General features: G+C 67.9%; 24 protein-coding genes. 14 read left to right on the top strand and 10 right to left on the bottom strand.

Annotated features, from left to right (window positions below):
- Window positions 1–1454: helicase-associated domain-containing protein (locus tag B2869_RS02570; RefSeq protein ID WP_292762339.1), on the top strand; the 1454-nt coding region annotated here is incomplete at its 5' end.
- A 36-nt stretch (window positions 1455–1490) separates the two neighbouring features.
- Window positions 1491–3131 (top strand): DNA repair helicase XPB, encoded by a 1641-nt coding sequence (locus B2869_RS02565; RefSeq protein WP_292762336.1) that lies wholly within the window; start codon window positions 1491–1493, stop codon window positions 3129–3131.
- A 10-nt stretch (window positions 3132–3141) separates the two neighbouring features.
- Here B2869_RS02565 and B2869_RS02560 read toward each other — a convergent pair whose 3' ends face one another.
- On the bottom strand, window positions 3142–4191 hold the full coding sequence (locus B2869_RS02560) for a CPBP family intramembrane glutamic endopeptidase (RefSeq protein ID WP_292762333.1): 1050 nt from the start codon (window positions 4189–4191) through the stop codon (window positions 3142–3144).
- A gap of 175 nt (window positions 4192–4366) precedes the next feature.
- On the opposite strand from B2869_RS02560, the gene B2869_RS02555 reads away from it, so the two are divergent.
- The 3 genes from B2869_RS02555 (at window position 4367) to B2869_RS02545 (ending at window position 7244) form a co-directional block, all read left to right on the top strand.
- Window positions 4367–5059 carry a response regulator transcription factor gene (locus tag B2869_RS02555; protein ID WP_021199050.1) on the top strand — a complete coding sequence of 231 codons (693 nt, stop codon included), beginning with the start codon at window positions 4367–4369 and terminating at the stop codon, window positions 5057–5059.
- Window positions 5060–5120: 61 nt separating this feature from the next.
- Entirely contained in the window at window positions 5121–6815 is a 1695-nt protein-coding gene (locus tag B2869_RS02550; protein ID WP_292762329.1) for a sensor histidine kinase, read from the top strand.
- A 141-nt stretch (window positions 6816–6956) separates the two neighbouring features.
- Window positions 6957–7244, top strand: coding sequence for a WXG100 family type VII secretion target (locus B2869_RS02545; protein WP_292762326.1), 288 nt, complete (start codon window positions 6957–6959; stop codon window positions 7242–7244).
- Between the two features lie 66 nt (window positions 7245–7310).
- Here the strand turns inward: B2869_RS02545 and groL are convergent, their stop codons facing one another.
- The 4 genes from groL to B2869_RS02525 form a co-directional block, all read right to left on the bottom strand.
- Window positions 7311–8930 (bottom strand): chaperonin GroEL, encoded by a 1620-nt coding sequence (gene groL, locus B2869_RS02540; protein WP_021199053.1) that lies wholly within the window; start codon window positions 8928–8930, stop codon window positions 7311–7313.
- 124 nt (window positions 8931–9054) lie between these two features.
- Window positions 9055–9633, bottom strand: coding sequence for a LytR C-terminal domain-containing protein (locus B2869_RS02535; protein ID WP_292762324.1), 579 nt, complete (start codon window positions 9631–9633; stop codon window positions 9055–9057).
- An 81-nt stretch (window positions 9634–9714) separates the two neighbouring features.
- Window positions 9715–9972 (bottom strand): DUF3263 domain-containing protein, encoded by a 258-nt coding sequence (locus B2869_RS02530; RefSeq protein ID WP_292762321.1) that lies wholly within the window; start codon window positions 9970–9972, stop codon window positions 9715–9717.
- A 9-nt stretch (window positions 9973–9981) separates the two neighbouring features.
- Window positions 9982–10974 carry a DUF2332 domain-containing protein gene (locus B2869_RS02525; protein WP_292762319.1) on the bottom strand — a complete coding sequence of 331 codons (993 nt, stop codon included), beginning with the start codon at window positions 10972–10974 and terminating at the stop codon, window positions 9982–9984.
- Window positions 10975–11045: 71 nt separating this feature from the next.
- On the opposite strand from B2869_RS02525, the gene msrB reads away from it, so the two are divergent.
- Together msrB and B2869_RS02515 are read left to right on the top strand one after the other, a co-directional pair.
- Window positions 11046–11450 carry a peptide-methionine (R)-S-oxide reductase MsrB gene (gene msrB / locus B2869_RS02520; RefSeq protein WP_029258670.1) on the top strand — a complete coding sequence of 135 codons (405 nt, stop codon included), beginning with the start codon at window positions 11046–11048 and terminating at the stop codon, window positions 11448–11450.
- Window positions 11447–12076, top strand: coding sequence for a nitroreductase family protein (locus tag B2869_RS02515; protein WP_292762315.1), 630 nt, complete (start codon window positions 11447–11449; stop codon window positions 12074–12076). Before msrB ends, B2869_RS02515 begins: the two co-directional genes overlap by 4 nt.
- Window positions 12077–12080: 4 nt before the next feature.
- Here B2869_RS02515 and B2869_RS02510 read toward each other — a convergent pair whose 3' ends face one another.
- On the bottom strand, window positions 12081–12992 hold the full coding sequence (locus B2869_RS02510; RefSeq protein WP_292762342.1) for a DMT family transporter: 912 nt from the start codon (window positions 12990–12992) through the stop codon (window positions 12081–12083).
- A 101-nt stretch (window positions 12993–13093) separates the two neighbouring features.
- On the opposite strand from B2869_RS02510, the gene B2869_RS02505 reads away from it, so the two are divergent.
- The 5 genes from B2869_RS02505 (at window position 13094) to B2869_RS02485 (ending at window position 17493) form a co-directional block, all read left to right on the top strand.
- Window positions 13094–13720: an SOS response-associated peptidase family protein gene (locus B2869_RS02505; RefSeq protein ID WP_029267207.1), complete on the top strand. Its 627-nt coding sequence runs from the start codon at window positions 13094–13096 to the stop codon at window positions 13718–13720.
- A gap of 94 nt (window positions 13721–13814) precedes the next feature.
- A complete protein-coding gene (locus B2869_RS02500; RefSeq protein WP_021199061.1) occupies window positions 13815–14726 on the top strand; it encodes an ABC transporter ATP-binding protein in 912 nt (303 codons plus the stop codon).
- Window positions 14723–15538, top strand: coding sequence for a transporter (locus B2869_RS02495; RefSeq protein WP_029267208.1), 816 nt, complete (start codon window positions 14723–14725; stop codon window positions 15536–15538). Before B2869_RS02500 ends, B2869_RS02495 begins: the two co-directional genes overlap by 4 nt.
- 9 nt (window positions 15539–15547) lie before the next feature.
- Entirely contained in the window at window positions 15548–16822 is a 1275-nt protein-coding gene (locus tag B2869_RS02490) for a sensor histidine kinase (protein ID WP_292762309.1), read from the top strand.
- Window positions 16819–17493 carry a response regulator transcription factor gene (locus B2869_RS02485; protein WP_292762308.1) on the top strand — a complete coding sequence of 225 codons (675 nt, stop codon included), beginning with the start codon at window positions 16819–16821 and terminating at the stop codon, window positions 17491–17493. The genes B2869_RS02490 and B2869_RS02485 overlap by 4 nt, the downstream gene beginning before the upstream one ends.
- Before the next feature lie 10 nt (window positions 17494–17503).
- On the opposite strand, the gene B2869_RS02480 is transcribed toward B2869_RS02485, so the two are convergent.
- Together B2869_RS02480 and ppk2 are read right to left on the bottom strand one after the other, a co-directional pair.
- Window positions 17504–18457, bottom strand: coding sequence for an aldo/keto reductase (locus B2869_RS02480; RefSeq protein WP_292762305.1), 954 nt, complete (start codon window positions 18455–18457; stop codon window positions 17504–17506).
- Between the two features lie 66 nt (window positions 18458–18523).
- Window positions 18524–19312 (bottom strand): polyphosphate kinase 2, encoded by a 789-nt coding sequence (ppk2, locus tag B2869_RS02475; protein ID WP_318391185.1) that lies wholly within the window; start codon window positions 19310–19312, stop codon window positions 18524–18526.
- 238 nt (window positions 19313–19550) lie between these two features.
- Between ppk2 and B2869_RS02470 the strand changes: the two genes are divergently transcribed.
- On the top strand, window positions 19551–19889 hold the full coding sequence (locus tag B2869_RS02470; RefSeq protein WP_292762302.1) for a hypothetical protein: 339 nt from the start codon (window positions 19551–19553) through the stop codon (window positions 19887–19889).
- 31 nt (window positions 19890–19920) lie between these two features.
- Here B2869_RS02470 and B2869_RS02465 read toward each other — a convergent pair whose 3' ends face one another.
- On the bottom strand, window positions 19921–20199 hold the full coding sequence (locus B2869_RS02465) for a hypothetical protein (protein WP_292762299.1): 279 nt from the start codon (window positions 20197–20199) through the stop codon (window positions 19921–19923).
- Between the two features lie 128 nt (window positions 20200–20327).
- Window positions 20328–20495 carry a hypothetical protein gene (locus B2869_RS02460; RefSeq protein WP_292762296.1) on the bottom strand — a complete coding sequence of 56 codons (168 nt, stop codon included), beginning with the start codon at window positions 20493–20495 and terminating at the stop codon, window positions 20328–20330.
- On the opposite strand from B2869_RS02460, the gene B2869_RS02455 reads away from it, so the two are divergent.
- Window positions 20485–20952: a hypothetical protein gene (locus B2869_RS02455; protein ID WP_292762294.1), complete on the top strand. Its 468-nt coding sequence runs from the start codon at window positions 20485–20487 to the stop codon at window positions 20950–20952. The genes B2869_RS02460 and B2869_RS02455 overlap by 11 nt on opposite strands.
- The last annotated feature ends 91 nt before the right edge of the window (window positions 20953–21043 follow it).

The following is a 21043-nucleotide window of genomic DNA, read 5'->3' as shown; positions in this document are numbered from 1 at the left end:
CACTGCTCCGCCCCGACGGCGCCCCCTATCCACCGGTCGTGACCGCGATCGCCGGGCGCTCGATCGCCCTCCCGCCCCCCGCAGCACCGGCGTCTCCGTCCTCGGAGGCCGCCGCGGCGCACGCGGCCGAGCGTGCCTTCACGACAGTGGCCGTGCTCGCCGACCTGCTCCTGATCGCGAGGGAGAGCCCCTTCGCCCTCCTCACCGGCGGCGGCGTCAGCGCAGGTGAGAAGCGTCAGCTGGCCGAGGCCGGCGTACCCACCGAGATCGTCGACACCCTCGCCGCGATCGCCCTCCAGGCCGGGCTCGCCGTGTCCGCAGACCGCCGGCTGCGATCGAGCCAATCCGCAGAGGAATGGCTGCGTTCGTCGGCAGCGGACCGATGGGCTGTCTTGGTCACCGCGTTCCGGGACGCCCTTCCCCGTGGTGTCCGTTCCGAAGGCGGCGGATGGATTCCTCCGGAGGCCTGGCCGTTCGCCCACCCCTGGGATCCCACCTGGGCCGAGCGTGCCCGCGTCCTGCAGGATGCGGCCGCGCTCCTCGGCCTGATCGCCGAAGACCGCACCGAACCCGCGTGGGCGGTGAGCCTGCGCCGCGGAGGCGACGCGGACGCCGAGGCTCTCGTGCGACTGCTGCCGGCCGAGGTCGATCGCATCTTCCTGCAGAACGACCTGACCGCGATCGCACCGGGTCCGCTGCAGCCGGCGCTGGATGTGCGGCTGCGCACGATCGCCGCCCGTGAGTCCGCGGCCCAGGCGTCGTCATACCGTTTCACCTCCGAGTCTGTGGCGCACGCGTTCGTCGCCGGCGAGACCGAGGCATCGATCCTCGATTTCCTCACCTCCGTCTCCCTCACGGGAATCCCGCAGCCCCTCGGCTACCTGATCGCGCAGACAGCACAGCGTCACGGACTGGTCCGGGTCTCGACGGACGACGAGACCGGCCGCACGCGGATCGAGAGCTCCGACGCGCACCTCATCCAGGCCATGGCGGTGGACCAATCGTTGCGTCCGCTGGCCCTGTCGGCACATCTCGATTCCCTGACCACACGCGTCGGGCGCGACACGGTGTACTGGGCTCTCACGGACGCGCGGTACCCCGCGACGCTCGTCGGTCCCGACGGATCCCTCCTGGTGCGAGAGCGCCACCCCGCTCCCCCTGCCGCGGCCCCGAGCGAGGACTCCACCGACCTGATGCCGCTGATCACGCGGCTCCGGTCCCACCAGGGGCCCGATGCCGACGCCGCGTGGCTCGACCGCGAGCTCGAAGCGGCCGTACGGGCGAAGTCGGTCCTCGAAGTCACGGTGGGGATGCCGGACGGTTCCACCCGACAGCTTCTCCTGGAAGCGACCGGGATGGGTGGTGGCCGACTCCGCGGGCGCGACCGTGCAGCCGATGTCGAACGGACACTTCCGGTGTCGAGCATCCTCACAGCGACGATCGTCGCGTCATAGGCCTCGCACCCCGCACGACCGCTAAACTGGTGAGCTATGTCTGATGGCCCCCTGATCGTCCAGAGCGATCGCACCGTGCTGCTCGAAGTCGCCCATGCCGATGCCGAGAGCGCCCGGCATGAACTGGCGATCTTCGCCGAACTGGAACGGGCTCCCGAGCACATCCACACGTACCGGATCACGCGTCTGGGTCTGTGGAACGCCCGCGCCGCAGGGCACACCGCCGAGGACATGCTCGAGACTCTGGACCGCTGGTCGCGCTTTCCGGTGCCACCCTCGGTTTCCGTCGATCTGCGCGAAACCGTCAACCGTTACGGGCGTCTGGTCATCGAACGCGATGAGGAGGGAACGCTCATCCTGCGCTCCTCCGACCCCGCGGTGCTGGCGCAGGTCGCGAACAACAAGCGCATCCAGCCGCTGCTCATCGGGCACCCGACACCGGAGACGTTCGTGGTCGATGCCTGGGCGCGCGGGCAGATCAAACAGGAGCTGTTGAAGATCGGCTGGCCAGCCGAAGACCTCGCCGGGTACACCCCGGGCACCCCGCACGAGATCGACCTCGCCGAGGACGGCTGGCATATCCGCCCCTACCAGCAGGATGCCGTCGACGCCTTCGCGAAGGACGGATCGGGCGTGGTCGTGCTGCCCTGTGGTGCCGGCAAGACGATCGTGGGCGCCGGCGCGATGGCCGCGACCAAGACGACGACGCTGATCCTCGTCACGAACACGGTGTCGGCGCGGCAGTGGCGCGACGAACTGCTCAAGCGCACCAGCCTGACCCCCGAGGAGATCGGCGAGTACTCGGGCCAGGCGAAAGAGGTCAAGCCCGTCACGATCGCGACCTACCAGATCCTCACCGCGAAGCGCAAAGGCGAGTACGCCCACCTGGCGTTGCTCGACGCGCTCGACTGGGGGCTCATCGTGTACGACGAGGTCCACCTGCTCCCCGCGCCGGTTTTCAAGCTGACCGCCGACCTGCAGGCGCGCCGCCGCATCGGCCTCACCGCCACCCTCGTGCGCGAGGACGGTCGCGAGGGCGACGTCTTCAGCCTGATCGGCCCGAAGCGCTTCGACGCCCCCTGGAAGCAGATCGAAGCGCAGGGCTTCATCTCCCCCGCCGCCTGCTACGAGGTGCGCGTCGATCTGCCGCCGGACGACCGGCTCGAGTACGCCGCGGCGACCGACGATGAGCGGTATCGTCTCGCGGCGTCCGCCCCGGCGAAGGTCCAGGCCGTGCGCGAGCTCATCGCGAAGCACGAGGGCGAACGCATCCTCGTGATCGGGCAGTACCTCGATCAGCTCGAGTCGCTCTCCGAGGCCCTGAACGCCCCGCAGATCACCGGCGCGACCCCGGTCGACGAGCGCGAAGAGCTCTACCGTGCGTTCCGTGAAGGCGACATCTCGCTGCTCGTGGTGTCGAAGGTGGCGAACTTCTCGATCGACCTCCCCGAGGCTTCCGTCGCGATCCAGGTGTCCGGGTCGTTCGGATCGCGTCAGGAGGAAGCCCAGCGTCTGGGCCGCCTGCTGCGCCCGAAACAGTCGGGCCACACCGCGAGCTTCTACACCCTCGTGGCCCGAGACACCATCGACCAGGACTACGCCCAGAACCGTCAGCGCTTCCTGGCCGAGCAGGGCTACAGCTACACGATCATGGACTCAGACGCGATCGCCGCCTGACCTCGGGAGATCATGCTCCGGTGGTGCGGCCGTGCAGTACGCCGCCCAGTCGATGGGTTCCGAGCACTCCGGCCGGCGCTGATGCGGCCCGGGCCGTGCGTGCGATCCCGAGCCTTGCAGCCCAGCGGTCGGCGAGCAGGGCGTAGACGACCATGGCCAGTGCCGAGGCGAGCAGGTCGACGGCGGTCCCCGAAGTCGCGTTGGCATCGACCAGCGTGACGGATCCGAGCAGGAAGATGAGCACGTTGTTGACGATGTGCAGAGAGATCGCGGCTTCGAGTCCCCCCGTACGCCAGGTCAGCCAGGCGGCGACGATCGCGAACATGCCTACGCTCGCCGCGCCCCAGATGTCGTAGCCGTGACCGAGCACGAACAGCGGCACGGGCAGCAGGATCGCGAAGGCGGGATGACGGAGCCAGCTCCCGACCAACTGCATCAGGTATCCGCGGAACACATACTCCTCCGCGGCGGCTTGAAAAGGGATGAGCAGCAGCACGAGCAGCACCATCGTCCAGAGCCCGGGGTGGGAGAAGTCCGCGACGACCGCATCGCCGCTCAGGGCCGACCAGCCCAGTACCACAGCGAAGTAGACGGCGAACACGGCGAGCGCCAGCAGCAGGCTCTTTCCGAGCCACCCCATCCGCAGCCGTCCGGTGACCGATGACAGCAGCCCCACACCGCGACCCTCCACCATGCGCGAGGCCAGCAGCAGTGCGGGGATCATCAGGATCAGCGGCAGCACCAGTGCGACGAGCAGCCACGGCCGGTCGAGGTCGAAGAACTGCGAGGTGGTGAGGAGCGTCTGCGACTCGACACCCCACCCGGGGACGAACATCGACACGATGGCCAACGGCACGATCACGATCACGAGGATCGCGACGTAGAGGGCTATGCCGACGAGTCCGGTCAGCAGCATGCGCCACCAGCGATACCGCGGACGCAGATGCGCCAGTCGATGATAGGCGACCTGATCGACGTCAGGCGGGTCCGGCGGGGCGACGGGGCTTCCGGGGGCTTCAGGGCTTCCGGGGGCGACGGTGACGTCCTCGTACCAGCTCATGCATCGATCCTCTCCCGTGCACCTGTGCGGCGCATCCACCCCCGGGACGATCTCACTCCTCCGGACTGCGCACACAGCATCGGAGGATGCGTACGCACGCTTCCCGAAGGGGCGACTCCACGCCGTTCCGCACAATAGTCAGCATCCCCATGGCCGAAGTCACCATAATGGGGACATGACTGCTCCGCGCATCCTGGTCGTCGACGACGAACCCAACATCCGCGACCTGCTCTCCACGGGTCTCAGCTTCGCCGGATTCCAGGTGAAGACGGTCGCCAACGGCGCCGCCACGATCTCGGCCGTCCTCGAAGAGGAGCCCGACCTCATCATCCTGGACGTCATGCTGCCCGACATGAACGGGTTCAGCGTGACCAAGCGCCTCCGCGGCGCGGGATTCACGGCGCCTATCCTGTTCCTCACGGCGAAGGACGGCACCGAGGACAAGATCGAGGGACTCAACGCGGGTGGCGACGACTACGTCACCAAGCCCTTCAGCCTCGACGAGATCGTCGCCAGGGCTCAGGCCATCCTCCGCCGCACGATGCAGGCCGACGAGGAGTCGATCATCCGCGCCGGCGAGCTGTCCATGGACCAGGACACGCATGACGTTCATGTCGGCAAGGAGCCGATCGAGCTGAGCCCGACCGAGTTCAAGCTGCTGCGCTACCTGATGCTCAACCCCAACCGTGTGCTGTCGAAGGCGCAGATCCTCGACCACGTGTGGGAGTACGACTTCAACGGCGACGCCGGCATCGTCGAGAGCTACATCTCCTACCTGCGTCGCAAGATCGACCCGCACACCGAGGAGTCGCTGATCCAGACCAAGCGCGGCTTCGGCTACATGCTGAAGGTCGGCAAGACGGTCTGACGACCACCGCACCACCAACGACGCCGCCTCGCGGCGCAGCCGCCGCACCGGGGAGGACCGCATGGCGCACAAGCCCGATGCGGTCACCGGCTGGTGGCGACGCATCAGCCTTCGGGCCAAGGTCACCGGCGTCACGGTGGCGGTGCTGGCACTCGGTCTGCTCGTCGCGGGTATCGGCACGGTGCCGATCCTGCGCAACGCCCTGGTCGCGAACATCGATGCCCAGCTGCCCGCCCTGGTCTCGAGCGATCTCGTCGACCGCTACTTCGACACGGTGACGGTCGACGGCGTCACCACCTACAGCCCGCGCGATGAGCAGCCTCGTGACTTCTCCTTCGCGATCTACGATGCGACGGGTGAACTCCGCGCGACAGCACGAGGCACCTCGGGCCAGGCGCCCCTCTTCCCGTCGCAGTACTCGCTCGCGAAGGCGACCGCCAACACGGATCAGATCCCGCTCGAGATGACGGGAGCCGAAGGCGAGCTGTTCCACGCGGCGGTCGCCGTCGTCCCCTCGGAAGGCGGTGTCCTGCGCATCCAGCTGGTCGCTCTTCCCCTCGCACCCGCCGACCGCATCATCAGCCAGTACTTCGGCATCTACATCTCGATCGCCCTGATCACGATCCTGATCGCCGCGCTGCTGACGCGCGGGCTCGTGACCCTCACGTTCCGCAGGCTCGGTCAGGTCGAGGCCACCGCCATGTCGATCGCGGCCGGCGACTTCCGGCAGCGGCTGACCGACCTCGAGCCGACCACCGAGGTCGGCCGGCTGAACACCGCCATCAACACGATGCTCGACCGGGTCGATCGCTCGCTCGCACAGCGGGACCGCACCGTGCAGCACATGCGGCGCTTCATCGGCGATGCGAGCCACGAGCTGCGCACCCCCCTGGTGAGTGTGCGCGGCTACGCGGAGCTCTACCGCATGGGCGCGATCAAGGGCGAGGAGGACACGGCGCGGGCCATGGAGCGCATCGAGAAGGAAGCGATCAGGATGGGGGTCCTGGTGGAGGACCTCCTCGCTCTCGCCCGGCTCGACGAGGAGCGCGAACCGGAGATCGTCCCCCTCGACCTACGGCCGATCGCGCGGGATGCAGCGCTCGATCTCCGTGCCGCGGCCCCCGGCCGGACCGTGACGGTGATCGACCGCACCGCGGACAGCAAGACCGCGATCCCTCTGCACGAGATCCCACCGCTCCAACCACCGCAGCCGCCGACGCCACGAGGCCTCTCCCGAGCCACGCTCTCGCGTCTTCGCCGTCGCCCACGGCAGTCGGACCAGACTCCCGCGATCGACTTCACCGAGGTTCCCGACCTGCCCGTGCGCACGCCGCCGATCGTGCTCGGGGAAGAGAACAAGGTCCGCCAGGTCGTCACGAATCTCCTGGGCAATGCGCGCCGCTTCTCCCCCGAGGACGGGCCGATCGAGATCGTGGTCGACTCCGACCGGGTGGCCGGCACCGCGAGCATCGCGATCGTCGATCACGGCGAGGGCATCCCGCCGCAGATCCGGGAGCAGATCTTCGAACGCTTCTGGCGTGCCGACACCTCCCGCGCGCGGGAGACCGGAGGCTCCGGCCTCGGACTCGCGATCGTCGCGTCGATCCTGAAAGCGCTCCACGGCGGCGTCAATGTCTCGGAGACTCCGGGTGGGGGTGCGACGTTCACTGTGACTCTCCCGCTCGCACCGGCGCGCGCCACTCCTGCACATCTCCTCGAAGACACACAGCCTCTGGATCGGCTCGACCTGCCGTAGCGTCCGTTCCGACGCCATGCGCTCTCTGCACCGCCGCCCGCCTGACTCCGTTGCTCACAGCGCAAGGGATGACAGCGGCCCGGAGAAGATACGGAAGCCGACGCTCGCTTAGCCTCAGAACCCCTACGAGAAGGAGTTCCCATGTCTGTCTTCACCGTCGACACCGAGGCCGTCTACGCGGCCCACGGCGCCACCCGCGCAACGATCGAGCGCTTGCAGGGCGAGTCCGCGACTCTGATGGTCCAGCTCCGACAGCTGCAGTCGACGTGGTCCGGCACGGCATCCCATGCTTTCCAGACGTGCGCCGAGCAGTGGCAGGGCGCGCAGCTCCATGTGGAGCAGGTGCTCGAATCGATCGGAACGTCGCTCGGCGCGGTCGCGACCCAGTACGCAGATGCCGATCAGTACTCGGCCAGCCTGTTCCGCTGACGCACACGCGTATCGACGCAGAACGCCCCCGGCCGAAGCCGGGGGCGTTCTGTCATGAGAGCAGGATCAGAAGTCCATGCCACCCGACGGGTCACCCATGGGAGCAGCGGCCTTCTCCGGCTTGTCAGCGACGACGACCTCGGTGGTGAGGAACAGCGCCGCGATCGAGGCTGCGTTCTGCAGCGCCGAGCGGGTCACCTTCGCGGGGTCGATGATGCCGGCGCCGAACATGTCGACGTACTCGCCCGTCGCTGCGTTCAGGCCCTGGCCCGCGGGGAGCTCGGCGACCTTGTTCGCGACGACACCGGCCTCGAGACCGGCGTTCAGCGCGATCTGCTTCAGCGGAGCCTGGATCGCGACGCGGACGATGTTCGCGCCGGTCGCCTCGTCACCCGTGAGCGAGAGCGCGTCGAGCGCCTTCGTTCCGGACTGGATGAGCGCGACGCCACCACCGGGGACGATGCCCTCCTCGACGGCCGCCTTCGCGTTGCGGACAGCGTCCTCGATGCGGTGCTTGCGCTCCTTGAGCTCGACCTCGGTCGCGGCTCCGGCCTTGATGACGGCCACACCACCGGCGAGCTTCGCCAGGCGCTCCTGCAGCTTCTCGCGGTCGTAGTCGCTGTCGGTGTTCTCGATCTCGCGACGGATCTGCGTGACGCGACCCTCGATCTGGTCTGCCTCACCGGCACCCTCGACGATCGTGGTCTCGTCCTTGGTGACGATGACCTTGCGCGCACGACCCAGCAGGTCGAGCGTGGCGTTCTCGAGCTTGAGGCCGACCTCTTCGGTGATGACCTGTCCACCGGTGAGGATCGCGATGTCCTGCAGCTGCGCCTTGCGGCGGTCGCCGAAGCCGGGAGCCTTGACCGCGACCGACTTGAAGATGCCCTTGAGCTTGTTCAGCACGAGCGTCGCGAGAGCCTCGCCCTCGACGTCTTCGGCGATGATGACGAGCTCCTTGCCGTCCTGGATCACCTTGTCGACGATGGGCAGGAGGTCCTTGATGTTGGAGACCTTCTGGTTCGCGATGAGGATGTACGGGTCCTCGAAGACAGCCTCCTGGCGCTCCGGGTCCGTGACGAAGTAGGGGTTCAGGTAACCCTTGTCGAAGCGCATGCCCTCGGTGAGCTCGAGCTCGGTGCCGAACGTCTGCGACTCCTCGACGGTGACGACGCCTTCCTTGCCGACCTTGTCGATCGCCTCGGCGATGAGCTCGCCGATCGCGGGGTCAGCCGCGGAGATGGAAGCCGTGGCAGCGATCTGCTCCTTCGAGTCGATCTCCTTGGCGCTGGCGAGCAGCTCCTCGGTGATCGCGGCGACGGCCTTCTCGATGCCGCGCTTGAGCGAGATGGGGTCGGCGCCGGCCGCGACGTTGCGCAGACCCTCGCGGACCAGAGCCTGAGCGAGGACCGTGGCGGTCGTGGTGCCATCACCTGCGACATCGTCGGTCTTCTTGGCGACCTCCTTGACGAGCTCCGCGCCGATCTTCTCGTACGGGTCGTCCAGCTCGATCTCCTTGGCGATGGAGACACCGTCGTTCGTGATCGTGGGGGCTCCCCACTTCTTCTCGAGAACAACGTTGCGGCCACGCGGGCCGAGGGTGACCTTGACCGCGTCGGCGAGGATGTTCAGGCCGCGCTCGAGGCCGCGGCGGGCCTCCTCATCGAAAGCAATGATCTTTGCCATGAGTTTTTTCGTCCCTCCTGGACGTAGACGTTGGGTTTAGCACTCAGAGTAAGAGAGTGCTAACGCCATTCTGGCACTCGACACCTTCGAGTGCAAGCCGCCGGAGGAGTGGCGCACCCGGAGGTCAAGGGGCCGGGGTCTCCCCGGGCGTCTCGGGCGCGGAACTCGATCGATCGAGGCCGATCACCACCGTGAACTGCTTCAGACCATCCTCCGTCTGACCGGAGTAGTAGTCGCTCTGCTGCACGGCAGCACCACCGAGGAGGTTCGCCAATCCGATCGCCGCGAGCTCATCCTCATCGTTGACGTAGAAGACGGTGGTGGTGGCGAAGTCCTGACTCGAGCTGTCTCCGGCGAAGACGATGTCCGGTGCCCATCCGTTGTTGACGAGGACGTCCCGCATCTGCGTGTCGAGCCCCTCCTCCGGCGTGCCGTTGAGGATCATCACGGAGACCGAGGTGTCCACCACACCCGTCTCGACCGGAGTGGGGACCGGCGTGGACGCCGCCTCGGGAAAGAGCGAGATGCGCCCCATCACCACGAGGGAACCGAAGATCCCGGCGATGATGAGGACGAGGGCGGCGACGAAGGACCAGAGCAGCACGACCCAGCCGTTCATCCCCGGAGCTTCGGCGCGATGCGCTCCCACACGTCCGGAGGAACGGGGAACGTCATCGAAGCGATCGCGGGAGGGCTTGGACACCCCTCGATGCTAGCGTCACCTTCCTGGCATTCCGATCCGCGGCGCGGAACACCCGATCCCGGAAGCCGCCGACGGGTCTTCTCAGCCGACGAAACCCGGTGTGCGAGCCGAGCGCTGCCTGGCGCGCGAATCCCGGATGCGGCGCAGCCGCCGTACCAGCATCGGATCGTACTCCAGAGCGGCTTCCGACTCGATGAGCCGCCCGAGGAGCTGGTAATAGCGGGTCGAACTCATGCCCAGCTGGGCGCGGATGACTTCCTCCTTGGCTGAGCCGTGCCGCGGCCAGGCGACCTCGATGGCGAGGATCGCGCGATCGCGCTCCGTCAGGTCTCCGAGCATGAGTCCAGGTTAGGACGCGACGGTCGAGGGAGACGTTCGCCACTCCCACCAGCCTCCGAGGGGATCGGCGGCGGCACGCACCCTCCCGTCGATGGCGACGATGAAGCCCGGCCAGTCGTCCGCATCCACCGACGGCACCCAGACGTCGAGCACTCCCGGCGGATCGATCGTGATCCAGCGGGCGTCCAGCGCGGCTATACGGGCGACCAGTGCGTTCCGCTGCGCTCGCGGGATGTGCACCAGCACTCCGGGCGTGGTGATGACGAGCGTCGCATTCACAGGCGCGTCAGCCGCCAGGGCATCGATGCGTTGCAGAGCGTCCCCGGCGAGGAGCAGCGCGGGATCGGAGGCCGCGATCTCGAGCGCAGCATCGATCCGCTGCTCCCGTCCCTCCTCGCCCGGCCACACGAGTCCCCGCAGCCATCTCCGGTCACGCGGGTCGGCCGCATCGAGCGGCGCCAGATCGATGCCCGCTCGCCACACCACCTGCGGCATCCGCAGCGGGGGCATCGCGCCGGTCACCCGGCTCTCCAGCACGACGGTCGATGGTCCCTCCACGGGATCAAGGCCGACGCGGAGCGCACCCTCTTCATCGACGAAGCGGTACGAGTACCTGTCGGGATAGAGACACAGCCCGGCGGAGGCTCCGATCTCGAGCAATGCGATCGGACCCTCGATCTCGGACAGCACAGGAAGCAGCGCGGCGAGGCGCAGCGGTTCGTTCGTCTGCAAGCTGCGACGGGCGCATTCCGCCACCACCTCGTCGGCGTTGCGCAGCACGAAGTCCCGCCACTGCGGATAATCGGCGAGCTCGGCCCCGAGCAGACGGGTGACGGCGAACACGAGGGGCGGCTGCCTCCGGGTCTCGGGAATCCGCAGCAGGATGCGCCTCACCTCGACATCGGCCGCCACGCCGGCCGCCCATTCCGCGTACAGCGCGCTGCGGCCGGGGGCCTCGTCACGGGCGAATCGTGCGTATCGTTCCTGCACGGCATCCGTCATGCGTCCATTCTGACCCGGAGCACCCGATACCCCGTCGCACGGGGGAGAATGGACGGGACTCAGGAGGACACATGTCGTACAGCGTGGACAAGACCGAAGAAGAATGGCGCGAGGAGCTCGGCGAAGAGCAGTACGCGGTGCTGCGCCAGGCCGCGACCGAGCGGGCCTGGACCGGCGAGCTGCTCGATGAGGAGCGGGCGGGCCTGTACACCTGTGGCGCATGCAATGCGGAGCTCTTCAAGAGCGGCACGAAGTTCGACTCCGGATGCGGATGGCCGAGCTTCTACGAGTCGATCCGCCCCGATGCGGTCGAGCTCATCGAGGACGACAGCCTCGGGATGGTGCGCACCGAGGTGCGCTGCGCCAACTGCGGATCGCACCTCGGCCATGTCTTCCCCGATGGATTCGGCACGCCGACCGGCGACCGCTACTGCATGAACTCGATCGCACTGAACTTCACTCCTGAAGCCTCGTGAGCGCCCTCGATGCCGTCCTGGCGCGGCAGTCCTGGTCGAAGGTCGAAGACACCGCGCCGACTCGCGACGAACTGCTCACGTTGGTCTCGGCGGCCGGCCGTGTGGCCGATCATTCTTCTCTGCGCCCCTGGCGGCTGATCGAACTCCGCGGCGCGGATCGCGAGGTGCTGGGGGCGGCGATCGCCGAGGCCCAGGGCGACTCCTCGCCCTCGTCGAAGCCGCTTCGTGCCCCTCTGCTCATCGCCGTCGTCGCGAGTTACCGAAAGAGCGAGAAGGTACCCCGGTGGGAACAGGAGGCCGTCGCCTCCGGTGTCGCCCACATGCTGAGCCTGCTCCTCGACGAAGCGGGGTGGGGCGTCATCTGGCGCACCGGCCACTACACGCGCGCGAAGGCGGTCGCCAGAGCTCACGGCCTCGCCGAGAACGAGGAGCTCCTCGGCTGGCTGTATGTGGGACGCAAGCCCGAAGACAAGAAGCCTGGTCGACGCAAGCCCATCGATGCACGCGCACTCGTCACGCGCATGCCGCAGGCGAATGCCGAGAATGCCCCGAAGACGGCGACGAACACCGAGAAGGTGAAGAAGGCCAAGAAAGCGAAGAAGGCGAAGAAGGCCGAGAAGAAGTAGCCCCTCAGCGGCGACGCGGCCACGGGACCGCGACCACCACCGACGCGACGGCCACGACGACCATCGCGAGCACCTGCCAGAGCGCTGGTCCGGCCGCGGGCGGCCACATGAGGTCGATCACGACCGACGTGACCAACTGCCCGAGCACCGACCCCAGGCCCATGAGCAGCACCCCGGTCTGCGCCACGATGAACGTGCCGAGGAGGATGTAGGAGGCACCAAGGAATCCTCCGAGGTACAGCCAGGGCTCGGAGGGAAGCCCCGCCGGTGCGCCGCGGAACGCGATGCTCACCCCGGATGCCAGGGCGAGCACCACGGTGCCGGCGATGAAGCTCATCAGGGTGGCGGCGAGGGGCGAACGCGCCCGCTGGGCCAGGCGCCCGTTGGTCGCTGCCTGCCAGGCGATCCCGACACCCGCGGCGAACGGGAGCAGCAGCATCCACAGCGGCGCGGTGGCCAGCACGTCGCCGGAGAGCGAGATGCCGACCGCGGCGAGCGCGAGCAGCCCCCCGAGCACCCGCCCTGGCGTGACCGCCACGACTCCGGCAGGCCCGAATCCGATCCGATCGAGCACGAGGCCGTGAACGGTCTGCCCCGCCACCACACCGACGGTGAACAGGGAGACGCCGAGCACGCCGGCGGTGAGACCTTGGGTCGAGACGGTGAGTGCGCCACACGCTCCCCCGAGCAGCATCCAGACGGGGATCGTCTGGTGCCGGATGCCGCTCCACAGTCGTGCGACGCCTCGCCGAGCCGACGGGAGGGCGGAGATCACGACGGCGAGCGCCACGAGTCCCACGGAGAACGAGAGGAAGCCGGCGACGATCCCATCGTCGACGCGCACACCGAGCACCCCGTTGATCCGCGCCTGGATCGCCGTCATGACACCGATCGCGACCGCTCCTCCGAGGGCCAGCGGAGCGGGAAGTCGACGGGTCTCTGGCACCTGTCGACCCTACCCGAGCCGCCGGCCGCTCCTCTCCCGTGAATGTCCGAGGCCGGGACTACGCTGGCGGCATGTGCGCGAGCTACGGACTCGATCCCCGATTCACCGATGCCGAACTCCTCGCCGCCGCCGACGATGCGGTGCTCGAGGGCCTCCGCGTGTGGGCGCAGGAGAACGCCGGCGAGACCGTCCGACCGACGGGCAAGAACCTGCGCAACCTCAACCCGCTGATCGTGCAGCCAGATACCGCCCCGACCCTCGAACCCGCGTGGTGGGGGTTCCTCGTCGACGGCGAGCCGGCGAAGTTCCCCTCGATCAACACCCGCTCGGAGCGGCTGCAGGAGCGTCCGGGCGGGGCGAAGTCGAGAGCGATCGTCCCCGCGACGAGCTGGTACGAGATGCAGAAGCCGTCTCGGCAGTGGAACGAGTTCATCGTCGACGACGGCACTCTGTTCGGCATGGCTGCGGTCACGCAGCGCGGCCGCACGGCCGACGGCGAGTGGTTCACGTGCTATTCCATCGTGATGCGTCCCGCTCCCCCTCACCTCGTCGACCTGCACGACCGGATGCCCCTCCTCGTCCCGTCCACTCTGAGCCATGACTGGCTGACCGCACCGGCGTCGCGGGAGATCATCGACGAGGCCGTCATCGCTTCAGACGAGATGGCCGCGCGGGTGCAGGCTCGCCCTCGCGCCTGACCCTCTGATGTCCCACGCGGGTCGGACACTTCGCCGTCAGATGTGTACCTGAGGGGGACGCGCGACACCCGGGGCGCTCCGTAACGTTGTGCCCATGATCACAGCAGAAGGCCTCACGAAGAGGTTCGGAGACAAGACCGCCGTCGACGACGTGTCGTTCACGGTCAAGCCGGGCAGCGTCACCGGCTTCCTCGGCCCGAACGGCGCCGGGAAGTCGACCACCATGCGGATGATCGTCGGCCTCGACCGCCCGACGTCGGGGCGTGCCACCATCGCCGGACGCGAGTACCGCAAGCTCCGTGCACCTCTCACCGAAGTGGGTGTCCTCCTCGACGCCAAGGCGGTGCACACCGGTCGCACCGCTCGTAACCACCTCCGCGCCATGGCCGCGACACACGGTATCCCCTCCTCCCGAGTCGATGAGGTCATCGACCTTGCGGGCATCGGGTCGGTGGCACGTAAGCGCGCGGGCGGATTCTCGCTCGGAATGGGGCAGCGCCTCGGCATCGCTTCGGCACTGCTCGGCGACCCGCACACGCTGATCCTCGACGAGCCGGTGAACGGCCTCGACCCCGAGGGGGTTCGCTGGGTGCGCCAGTTCGTCCGTCACGTGGCATCAGAGGGGCGCACCGTGCTGCTCTCGAGCCACCTGATGAGTGAGATGGCGCAGACCGCCGACCACGTCATCGTGATGGGCCGCGGTCGGGTGCTCGCGGATGCCCCGCTCGCGGAGCTCGTGCGCTCCTGGACTCGGAACACGGTGCGGGTCCGCACACCGAGACCAGCAGACCTGGCTGCTGCCGTCGGAGGGCCGGAGGTGGAGATCGTGAGTTCGGCTCCCGATCTGCTCGACATCGTGGGGCTGCCCGCCGCGCGGATCGGCGATCTGGCCGCCGACCGCGGCATCCCGCTCCACGAACTCACCCCGACCACCGGGTCACTCGAAGACGCCTACCTCGCCCTCACCGGCGACTCCGTCGAGTACCGCACCAAGGAGATCTCATGACCACGACACAGGCTCCCGCTCCCACGCGGACGCGCGTCGACACCGGTCGTCGGCTGACGTTCATGCGCGCACTGCGCGGCGAGTGGATCAAGCTCGCCACCCTGCGCTCGACGTGGTGGTCGATCGGCATCACCGCCGCCCTCACGGTCGGCATCGCCGTGCTCATCGCCCTCGCTGTCGATGTGCCGGACTTCAGCCCGATCCAGGCCGTGGTCATGCCGATCCAGTTCACGATGCTGCTCGCCGGCATCATCGGCGCGATCTCGGTCACCGGTGAATACTCGACGGGGATGATCCGTTCGACGCTCACTGCGAACCCGATTCGCGGTTCGGTGCTGGCCGCGAAGTCGACGGTGCTGGCACTGTTCCTGTTCGTCTCGTCGCTGGTGATCTTCGTCGTCTCCGCGGTGGCCGTCTCCCTCATCGTCGCCCCGCGTGACCAGGGCATCGACTGGTCGGACCCGACAGCATCGGTGCTTCCGATCGTGGTGGCTTCCTTGTCGATGGCCGTCTTCGCGCTCATCGGCGTCGCGTTCGGATTCGTCCTGCGCTCCGGTGCGGGCGCCATCGCCGCAACCGTCGGTGTGCTGTTCGTACTGCCGATCGTGGCGAACTTCTTCTCCTTCGCCGGAGAGACGTGGGCATGGGTCCTGCAGGCCGCCGCTTACCTTCCGGACGCCGCCGCACGGAGTGCGATCATGCCCGGAGCCGGTGCCGCACTCGACGCTCCGGTTGCGTTCCTGACGCTGGCCTGCTGGGTCGTGGGCGGTGCTGCCGTCGCGTGGGGCGTGCTGCGCACCCGCGACGCGTAAAGTCGGCCTGTGAGCAGAACGCGAAGCCGCAGCGACTCGGTCCGCGAGGACGAGGAGCTGCGGCTTCCGCGCGCCCCGGGCCTGTTCCGACGGTTCTGGGCCCGCCATCCGCTGTTCGCCGACATCCTGCTCGCGCTGATCTGCCTGTTCCTGTCTCTCGCCCCGGCGGCGCCCTACCCCCGCACGTCGCTCCCGGAGGGCACGTACATCGCCATCAACATCGCGACGTTAGTGATGGTCGCGATCGGATGCAGCACTCTCCTCTGGCGTCGACGGGCACCCCTGGGTCCCTTCATCGCCGCGGTCATCCTCGGGACCGTCGGCCTATTCACCGGTATGTCCGGAGGCATCGTCCTCCTGCTCGTCGCCTGCTACGGCGTGGCGGTCTACAGATCGGCGCGTCTGGCCTGGATCTGTTACGGGATCGGTGCCGCCTGGTTCCTCGGACTCACCACGATCCTCATGCTGACCGGCACGACCCTGCTCCAGGTCGGCATCGACACCGCCCTCGGCTACGTCGCGCTCGGGCTCATCGGCACGCTCGTAGGGGTCAATGTGGGCGGCCGCAAGCGCTATCTCCTCGCCATCATCGACCGATCCCGTCAACTCCTGATCGAGCGCGATCAGCAGGCGCAGCTCGCCGCCGCATCGGAACGCGCCCGCATCGCACGGGAGATGCACGATATCGTCTCCCACTCCCTCACCGTGATCGTCGCACTGTCCGAAGGGGCGGCCGCCACCCCCGATCGGGAACAGGCCCGGAGGGCTGCGGTATCCGTCGCGGACACCGCCAGAGGCGCCCTCACCGAGATGCGTTCGATGCTCGGTGTGCTGCGCGACGACGAATCGCCGCTGCCACTGGCGCCGATGCAACCCGTACCCGCGCGTGACACCGTGGAGACGGCTCAGCGTGCGGGCTACCCGGCGACGCTCACCGTCATCGGGCAGGCCGATGTCTCCCCCGCCGTCGCGCATGCGATCGGCAGGATCGTGCAGGAGGGCGTGACCAACGCCATGCGCCACGCCCCGACCGCGAAGAGCATCACCGTGCGGCTGGAGTACACGGCGGACACGGTCGTGATCGAGATCGTCAACGACGGCGTCTCGGGTGAGATCGGCTCAGACGGATTCGGTGTGCGCGGGCTCTCCGAGCGTGCCGCCCATGTGCATGGGACGGTGCGATCCGCACCTGCGGATGGAGGACGATGGATTCTGCGGGCGGTGCTTCCCACATCGGGAAGCAGGCCCGCCGCACCGCGACAGACGATGGAGGACGACGTATGACGCAGGCGATCAGAGTGCTGCTGGTGGATGACCAGGAGCTGATCCGTCTCGGCTTCCGCATGGTGCTGGAGTCCGAGGAGGACATCGTCGTCATCGGCGAAGCCGGCGACGGGAAAGCGGCGATCACGCAGAGCGCGCTGCTCGCTCCCGACCTGGTGCTGATGGACATCCGGATGCCGGAGCTGGACGGCATCGCCGCCACCGAGGCCATCGTCCGAGAACGTCCCCAGACCAAGGTGCTCGTTCTGACCACCTTCGATCTCGACGAATACGCGTTCGGGGCCATCCGCGCGGGCGCGAGCGGGTTCCTGTTGAAGGATGCCCAGCGCCACGAGATGATCTCCGCGGTGCGCGCCGTCCACCGCGGGGATGCGGTGCTGTCCCCGCGTGTGACGAGAGCGCTGCTGGAGCACGTGACACCTCGGCTCGGCGGAGCGTCCGCGACTCCGGCCGCAGAGGAGAGCGCTGCTCTCGAATCGCTCACCGAACGGGAGCGGGACGTCTTCCTCGCGATCGGCCGCGGACTCACCAACGCAGAGATCGCTCAGACTCTGTACGTCGGCGAGTCCACGGTCAAGACCCACGTCGGTCGCGTGCTGGCCAAGCTCAGCGCGCGGGACAGGATCCACGCGGTCATCCTGGCACATCGACTCGGGCTCGTCGGCGACTAGCCCGATCGCATCAGGCGCGCGACGGCGCCCATTCCGAGACACGGTCGAGCCGCTGCACCTCATCGTCCGAGAGCTCCAGACGCGCCCCGGCGAGCAGGTCGGGAACCTGTTCCACGGTTCGCGCGCTCGCGATCGGTGCGACCACGGTCGGTTGTGCGCGAAGCCACGCGAGCGAGGTCGCGGCGATCGAAGCGCCGTGCGCGTCGCCGATCTCCTCGAGCGCGTCGATGATCCGCAGGCCCGCTTCGGTCGCGTACTTCGCGGCGCCCTGCGCCCGGGGCGACGCCTGACCCGCGGTGTCCGTCGAGCGGTACTTGCCGGTGAGGAAGCCACTGGCCAGGGAGTAGTACGGGATGAGTCCGAGCTCGAACTCCTCGGCGACCGGGATGATCGTGTCCTCGACCTCGTTGCGGTGCACGAGGTTGTAGTGCGGCTGCACCGCGACCGGCAGCGCGACCCCGAGGCGCCGGGCGATCGCGACCCACTCGCGGACGCGCTCGGCGGAGTAGTTCGACACGGCGATGTGCCGGACCAGCCCGTCTTCGACGAGTCCCCCGAATGCGCTGACGGTCTCCTCCAGCGGAACGGTCTCGTCATCGAAGTGCGCGTAGTACAGGTCGATCTCATCGATGCCCAGGCGCTTCAGCGAGGCCTCGGCGGCCTTGCGGACATTCGCGGCGGAGAGGCCACGGAATTGCGGGTGCTGACTGACCTTGGTCGCGACGACCACACCCGCAGGTTTGCGCGAGGCCAACCACTCGCCGACGATCGTCTCGCTCTCACCGCCTTCGTTTCCCGGCACCCAGGCGCTGTAGGAGTCGGCGGTGTCGATGAAGTCGCCGCCTCCGTCCACGAAGGTGTCGAGGACGGCGAAGGACGTGTCGCGGTCGGCTGTCCAGCCGAACACATTGCCGCCGAGCGAGAGCGGAAGGACGTCGAGATCACTGGTACCGATGCGGGTCATGATGAGAGCAACAGGTGAGCCCGCCTCCCGCATTCCCGGACGACGCCGTGTTGCGCTCCATCGACGTCACGGTGGCGATACCTCCCCCTCGGCGTGGATCTGCGAGGGTCCGCCCACGATCCGCGGATCCGGTGCGTGGGCGATCATCGGGTCCTTGCCCGGATAGTCGAACCGTGCAAGAACACATCTCATCGCTTCCAACCTCGCGCGCTTCTTGTCGTTCGACGAGATGACGAGCCACGGGAGCGCCGGGGTGTCCGTGTGGAAGAACATGGCCGCCGCTGCCTCGGTGTAGTCCTCCCATCTGTCGACGCTCGTGAGGTCGGTGGGGCTGAGCTTCCACTGCTTGAGCCGATCCTCGCCGCGACGGGTGAAGCGGTGCCGTTGTTCCGCCTCGCCGATCGAGAACCACAGCTTGATGAGACGGATGCCCGAACCGACGAGCATGCGCTCGAACTCCGGCGCGGTCTGGATGAACTCCTCGTACTCCGCCGACGAGCAGTACCCCATCACGCGCTCGACGCCCGCTCGGTTGTACCAGGAGCGATCCATCAGCACGATCTCACCGCCCGACGGCAGATGCGCGACGTAGCGCTGGAAATACCACTGCGTCCGCTCGACATCACTGGGTTTGTCGAGCGCGACGACACGCGCGCCGCGGGGGTTCAGGTGCTCCATGAAGCGTGTGATCGCACCGCCCGTGCCCGCCGTATCCCGCCCCTCGAACAGGATGAGGACCCGTTCCGACGAGCGCGTGATGTGCGCCTGGAGTTTGAGGAGTTCGATCTGCAGCAGTCGTTTCTCGCGCGCGTATGCCGCCCGTGTGAGCGTCGGGAGTTCGGACGAGCTGCCCATCGCCTCCCCCTCCCCTGCTACTCCTCGATCGCGCGACGTATGAGGCAAAGCGCAGGTGGCCGCGGCGGGGAGTCGGCCACCTGCGCCGTCATCGACCCGGCGTGATCTCGTTGAATCCGCCAGGAAACTCAACGCTTAGTAACATATCACCACGTAGTGCGATACTCCGGAATGTCCTTCTCGCACCCAGCCGTCGCCGGAGACTCGACGAGGTCGAATTCGCGGCTATCGTTCAGTCATGGGAACGATCCAGTACGGCAGCGGTGACGAGATCCACATCGAGGACCGCGCGCTCGCACATCTCAAAGTGGTCATCGCCACGAAGTTGCGACGCAACGAGAGCTTCACCCTGTCGTGGCGACACCCCGACGGCGATGCCCCCGGCCGTTCGACGATCTGGCTGCACCCGTCGATCCCCCTGCGCTTCACCTTCGACGAACCGGAGGCCCCTCGACTCAACCCGAAATGGATTCAGGATCTCATGCAGTCGGCGAGCTCCACGGGCGGGATCAGCCTCATCGAGGAAGTGGTCGAAGCGCCGCCGGCCGGCGACGCGGACTCACCTCACCTGGACTGAACACTCCGAACGAGCGGCTGGCGGACGTGCCTCAGCTCGCCCGCCACACGGAGAGCAGCTGCCATCCTTCCGGCACCTGGGACTCGAGGGCGCCCATGTCATCACCCTCGATCTCGCGGATGCCGTCACGACGCAGGAACTTGCCCTCGACGGATCGCATCGATCCGGCCTTCTCCATCGTCGCCATGGCCGACACCAGGTCCCATCCCGCAGGCGCCTGGGCGGTGAGCTGTGCACGGACCTCGGCGAGATCTTCGCCCTTGAGGGTGACGCTGTGGGCTTCGAGCGGGCGGATGAGTCCGTGGAGCATCAGACCAGCCTACGACCACCCGCCCGCGACCGTCGGGGCGTGATCGAGCACGCGGTCGGCAGACACGAGCACATCCACCGTTCGCCGCGCTGCACGAACTCCTATGCTCTGCATATGCGCACACTTCCTCACCTGCTCGGGATCACGTTGATCGCGAGCGTATCGATCGCCCTCGTCGCGTGCTCGTCGCCTGAACCCGAGTCCAGGCCGTCGTCGACAGTCACGAAGAGCCCGACCCCGGCGGCGGCCTCGAGTCCGAGCCCGACCTCGAGCCCGAGCTTCGATGTGGCGGACACCTCGACCTGGCTCATCAGCGAGGGCGGAATCGGCCAGGCCGGCCTCGGCGCGGAATCGATAGCCGACGCATTGAGTCCCACGTTCACCCTGACCGACCGATGCGAAGGCCTGGAATACTACGAGGCCTCGGAATCGACGCCGGTCGGCTTCGGAGTGATCAGCCACCCCGGCGAAGCCGGTGTGAGTGGCGTCAGCATTCGCGTGCCGGGCGACCTCGCTCTGTCGGGCCGTGTGGCGACCTCGCCTCTCACGAAGAGCGGTATCGGGTTGGGATCGACGCTGGACGAGCTGACCGCCGCGGAACCGAGCGGGACGTTCGATACGGCGACGGAGACGCCCGACTACGTCGTCGGAGCCGGAACGCGCTGGCTCGTGTTCGAGGTCTCCGAGGCCGAGCCGTTCGTTCGAGGCATCACCGTCACGGACACGCTGCCGGCAACCGGATTCTGCAGCTGATCCGTTCCCGCGCGCGGAGCCTGGGCACTTCCGTGAGCAGTACTCCTCGCCTGAACGCGACAAAGGCCCGCATCCCCGGTGGTGTCCCCGT

The organism is Microbacterium sp. UBA3486 (assembly GCF_002377845.1).
In the GTDB taxonomy this organism is placed as follows: domain Bacteria; phylum Actinomycetota; class Actinomycetes; order Actinomycetales; family Microbacteriaceae; genus Microbacterium; species Microbacterium maritypicum_A.
This window is presented reverse-complemented; position numbering and strand designations above follow the sequence as displayed.

Excerpts from the sequence above, each read along its gene's own strand:
- B2869_RS02565 (WP_292762336.1), top strand. The coding sequence starts at position 1,491 with ATGTCTGATGGCCCCCTGATCGTCCAGAGCGATCGCACCGTGCTGCTC.
- B2869_RS02560 (WP_292762333.1), bottom strand. The coding sequence starts at position 4,191 with ATGAGCTGGTACGAGGACGTCACCGTCGCCCCCGGAAGCCCTGAAGCC.
- B2869_RS02555 (WP_021199050.1), top strand. The coding sequence starts at position 4,367 with ATGACTGCTCCGCGCATCCTGGTCGTCGACGACGAACCCAACATCCGC.
- B2869_RS02550 (WP_292762329.1), top strand. The coding sequence starts at position 5,121 with ATGGCGCACAAGCCCGATGCGGTCACCGGCTGGTGGCGACGCATCAGC.
- B2869_RS02545 (WP_292762326.1), top strand. The coding sequence starts at position 6,957 with ATGTCTGTCTTCACCGTCGACACCGAGGCCGTCTACGCGGCCCACGGC.
- groL (WP_021199053.1), bottom strand. The coding sequence starts at position 8,930 with ATGGCAAAGATCATTGCTTTCGATGAGGAGGCCCGCCGCGGCCTCGAG.
- B2869_RS02530 (WP_292762321.1), bottom strand. The coding sequence starts at position 9,972 with ATGCTCGGAGACCTGACGGAGCGCGATCGCGCGATCCTCGCCATCGAG.
- B2869_RS02525 (WP_292762319.1), bottom strand. The coding sequence starts at position 10,974 with ATGACGGATGCCGTGCAGGAACGATACGCACGATTCGCCCGTGACGAG.
- msrB (WP_029258670.1), top strand. The coding sequence starts at position 11,046 with ATGTCGTACAGCGTGGACAAGACCGAAGAAGAATGGCGCGAGGAGCTC.
- B2869_RS02505 (WP_029267207.1), top strand. The coding sequence starts at position 13,094 with ATGTGCGCGAGCTACGGACTCGATCCCCGATTCACCGATGCCGAACTC.
- B2869_RS02500 (WP_021199061.1), top strand. The coding sequence starts at position 13,815 with ATGATCACAGCAGAAGGCCTCACGAAGAGGTTCGGAGACAAGACCGCC.
- B2869_RS02495 (WP_029267208.1), top strand. The coding sequence starts at position 14,723 with ATGACCACGACACAGGCTCCCGCTCCCACGCGGACGCGCGTCGACACC.
- B2869_RS02485 (WP_292762308.1), top strand. The coding sequence starts at position 16,819 with ATGACGCAGGCGATCAGAGTGCTGCTGGTGGATGACCAGGAGCTGATC.
- B2869_RS02480 (WP_292762305.1), bottom strand. The coding sequence starts at position 18,457 with ATGACCCGCATCGGTACCAGTGATCTCGACGTCCTTCCGCTCTCGCTC.
- ppk2 (WP_318391185.1), bottom strand. The coding sequence starts at position 19,312 with ATGGGCAGCTCGTCCGAACTCCCGACGCTCACACGGGCGGCATACGCG.
- B2869_RS02470 (WP_292762302.1), top strand. The coding sequence starts at position 19,551 with ATGGGAACGATCCAGTACGGCAGCGGTGACGAGATCCACATCGAGGAC.
- B2869_RS02465 (WP_292762299.1), bottom strand. The coding sequence starts at position 20,199 with ATGCTCCACGGACTCATCCGCCCGCTCGAAGCCCACAGCGTCACCCTC.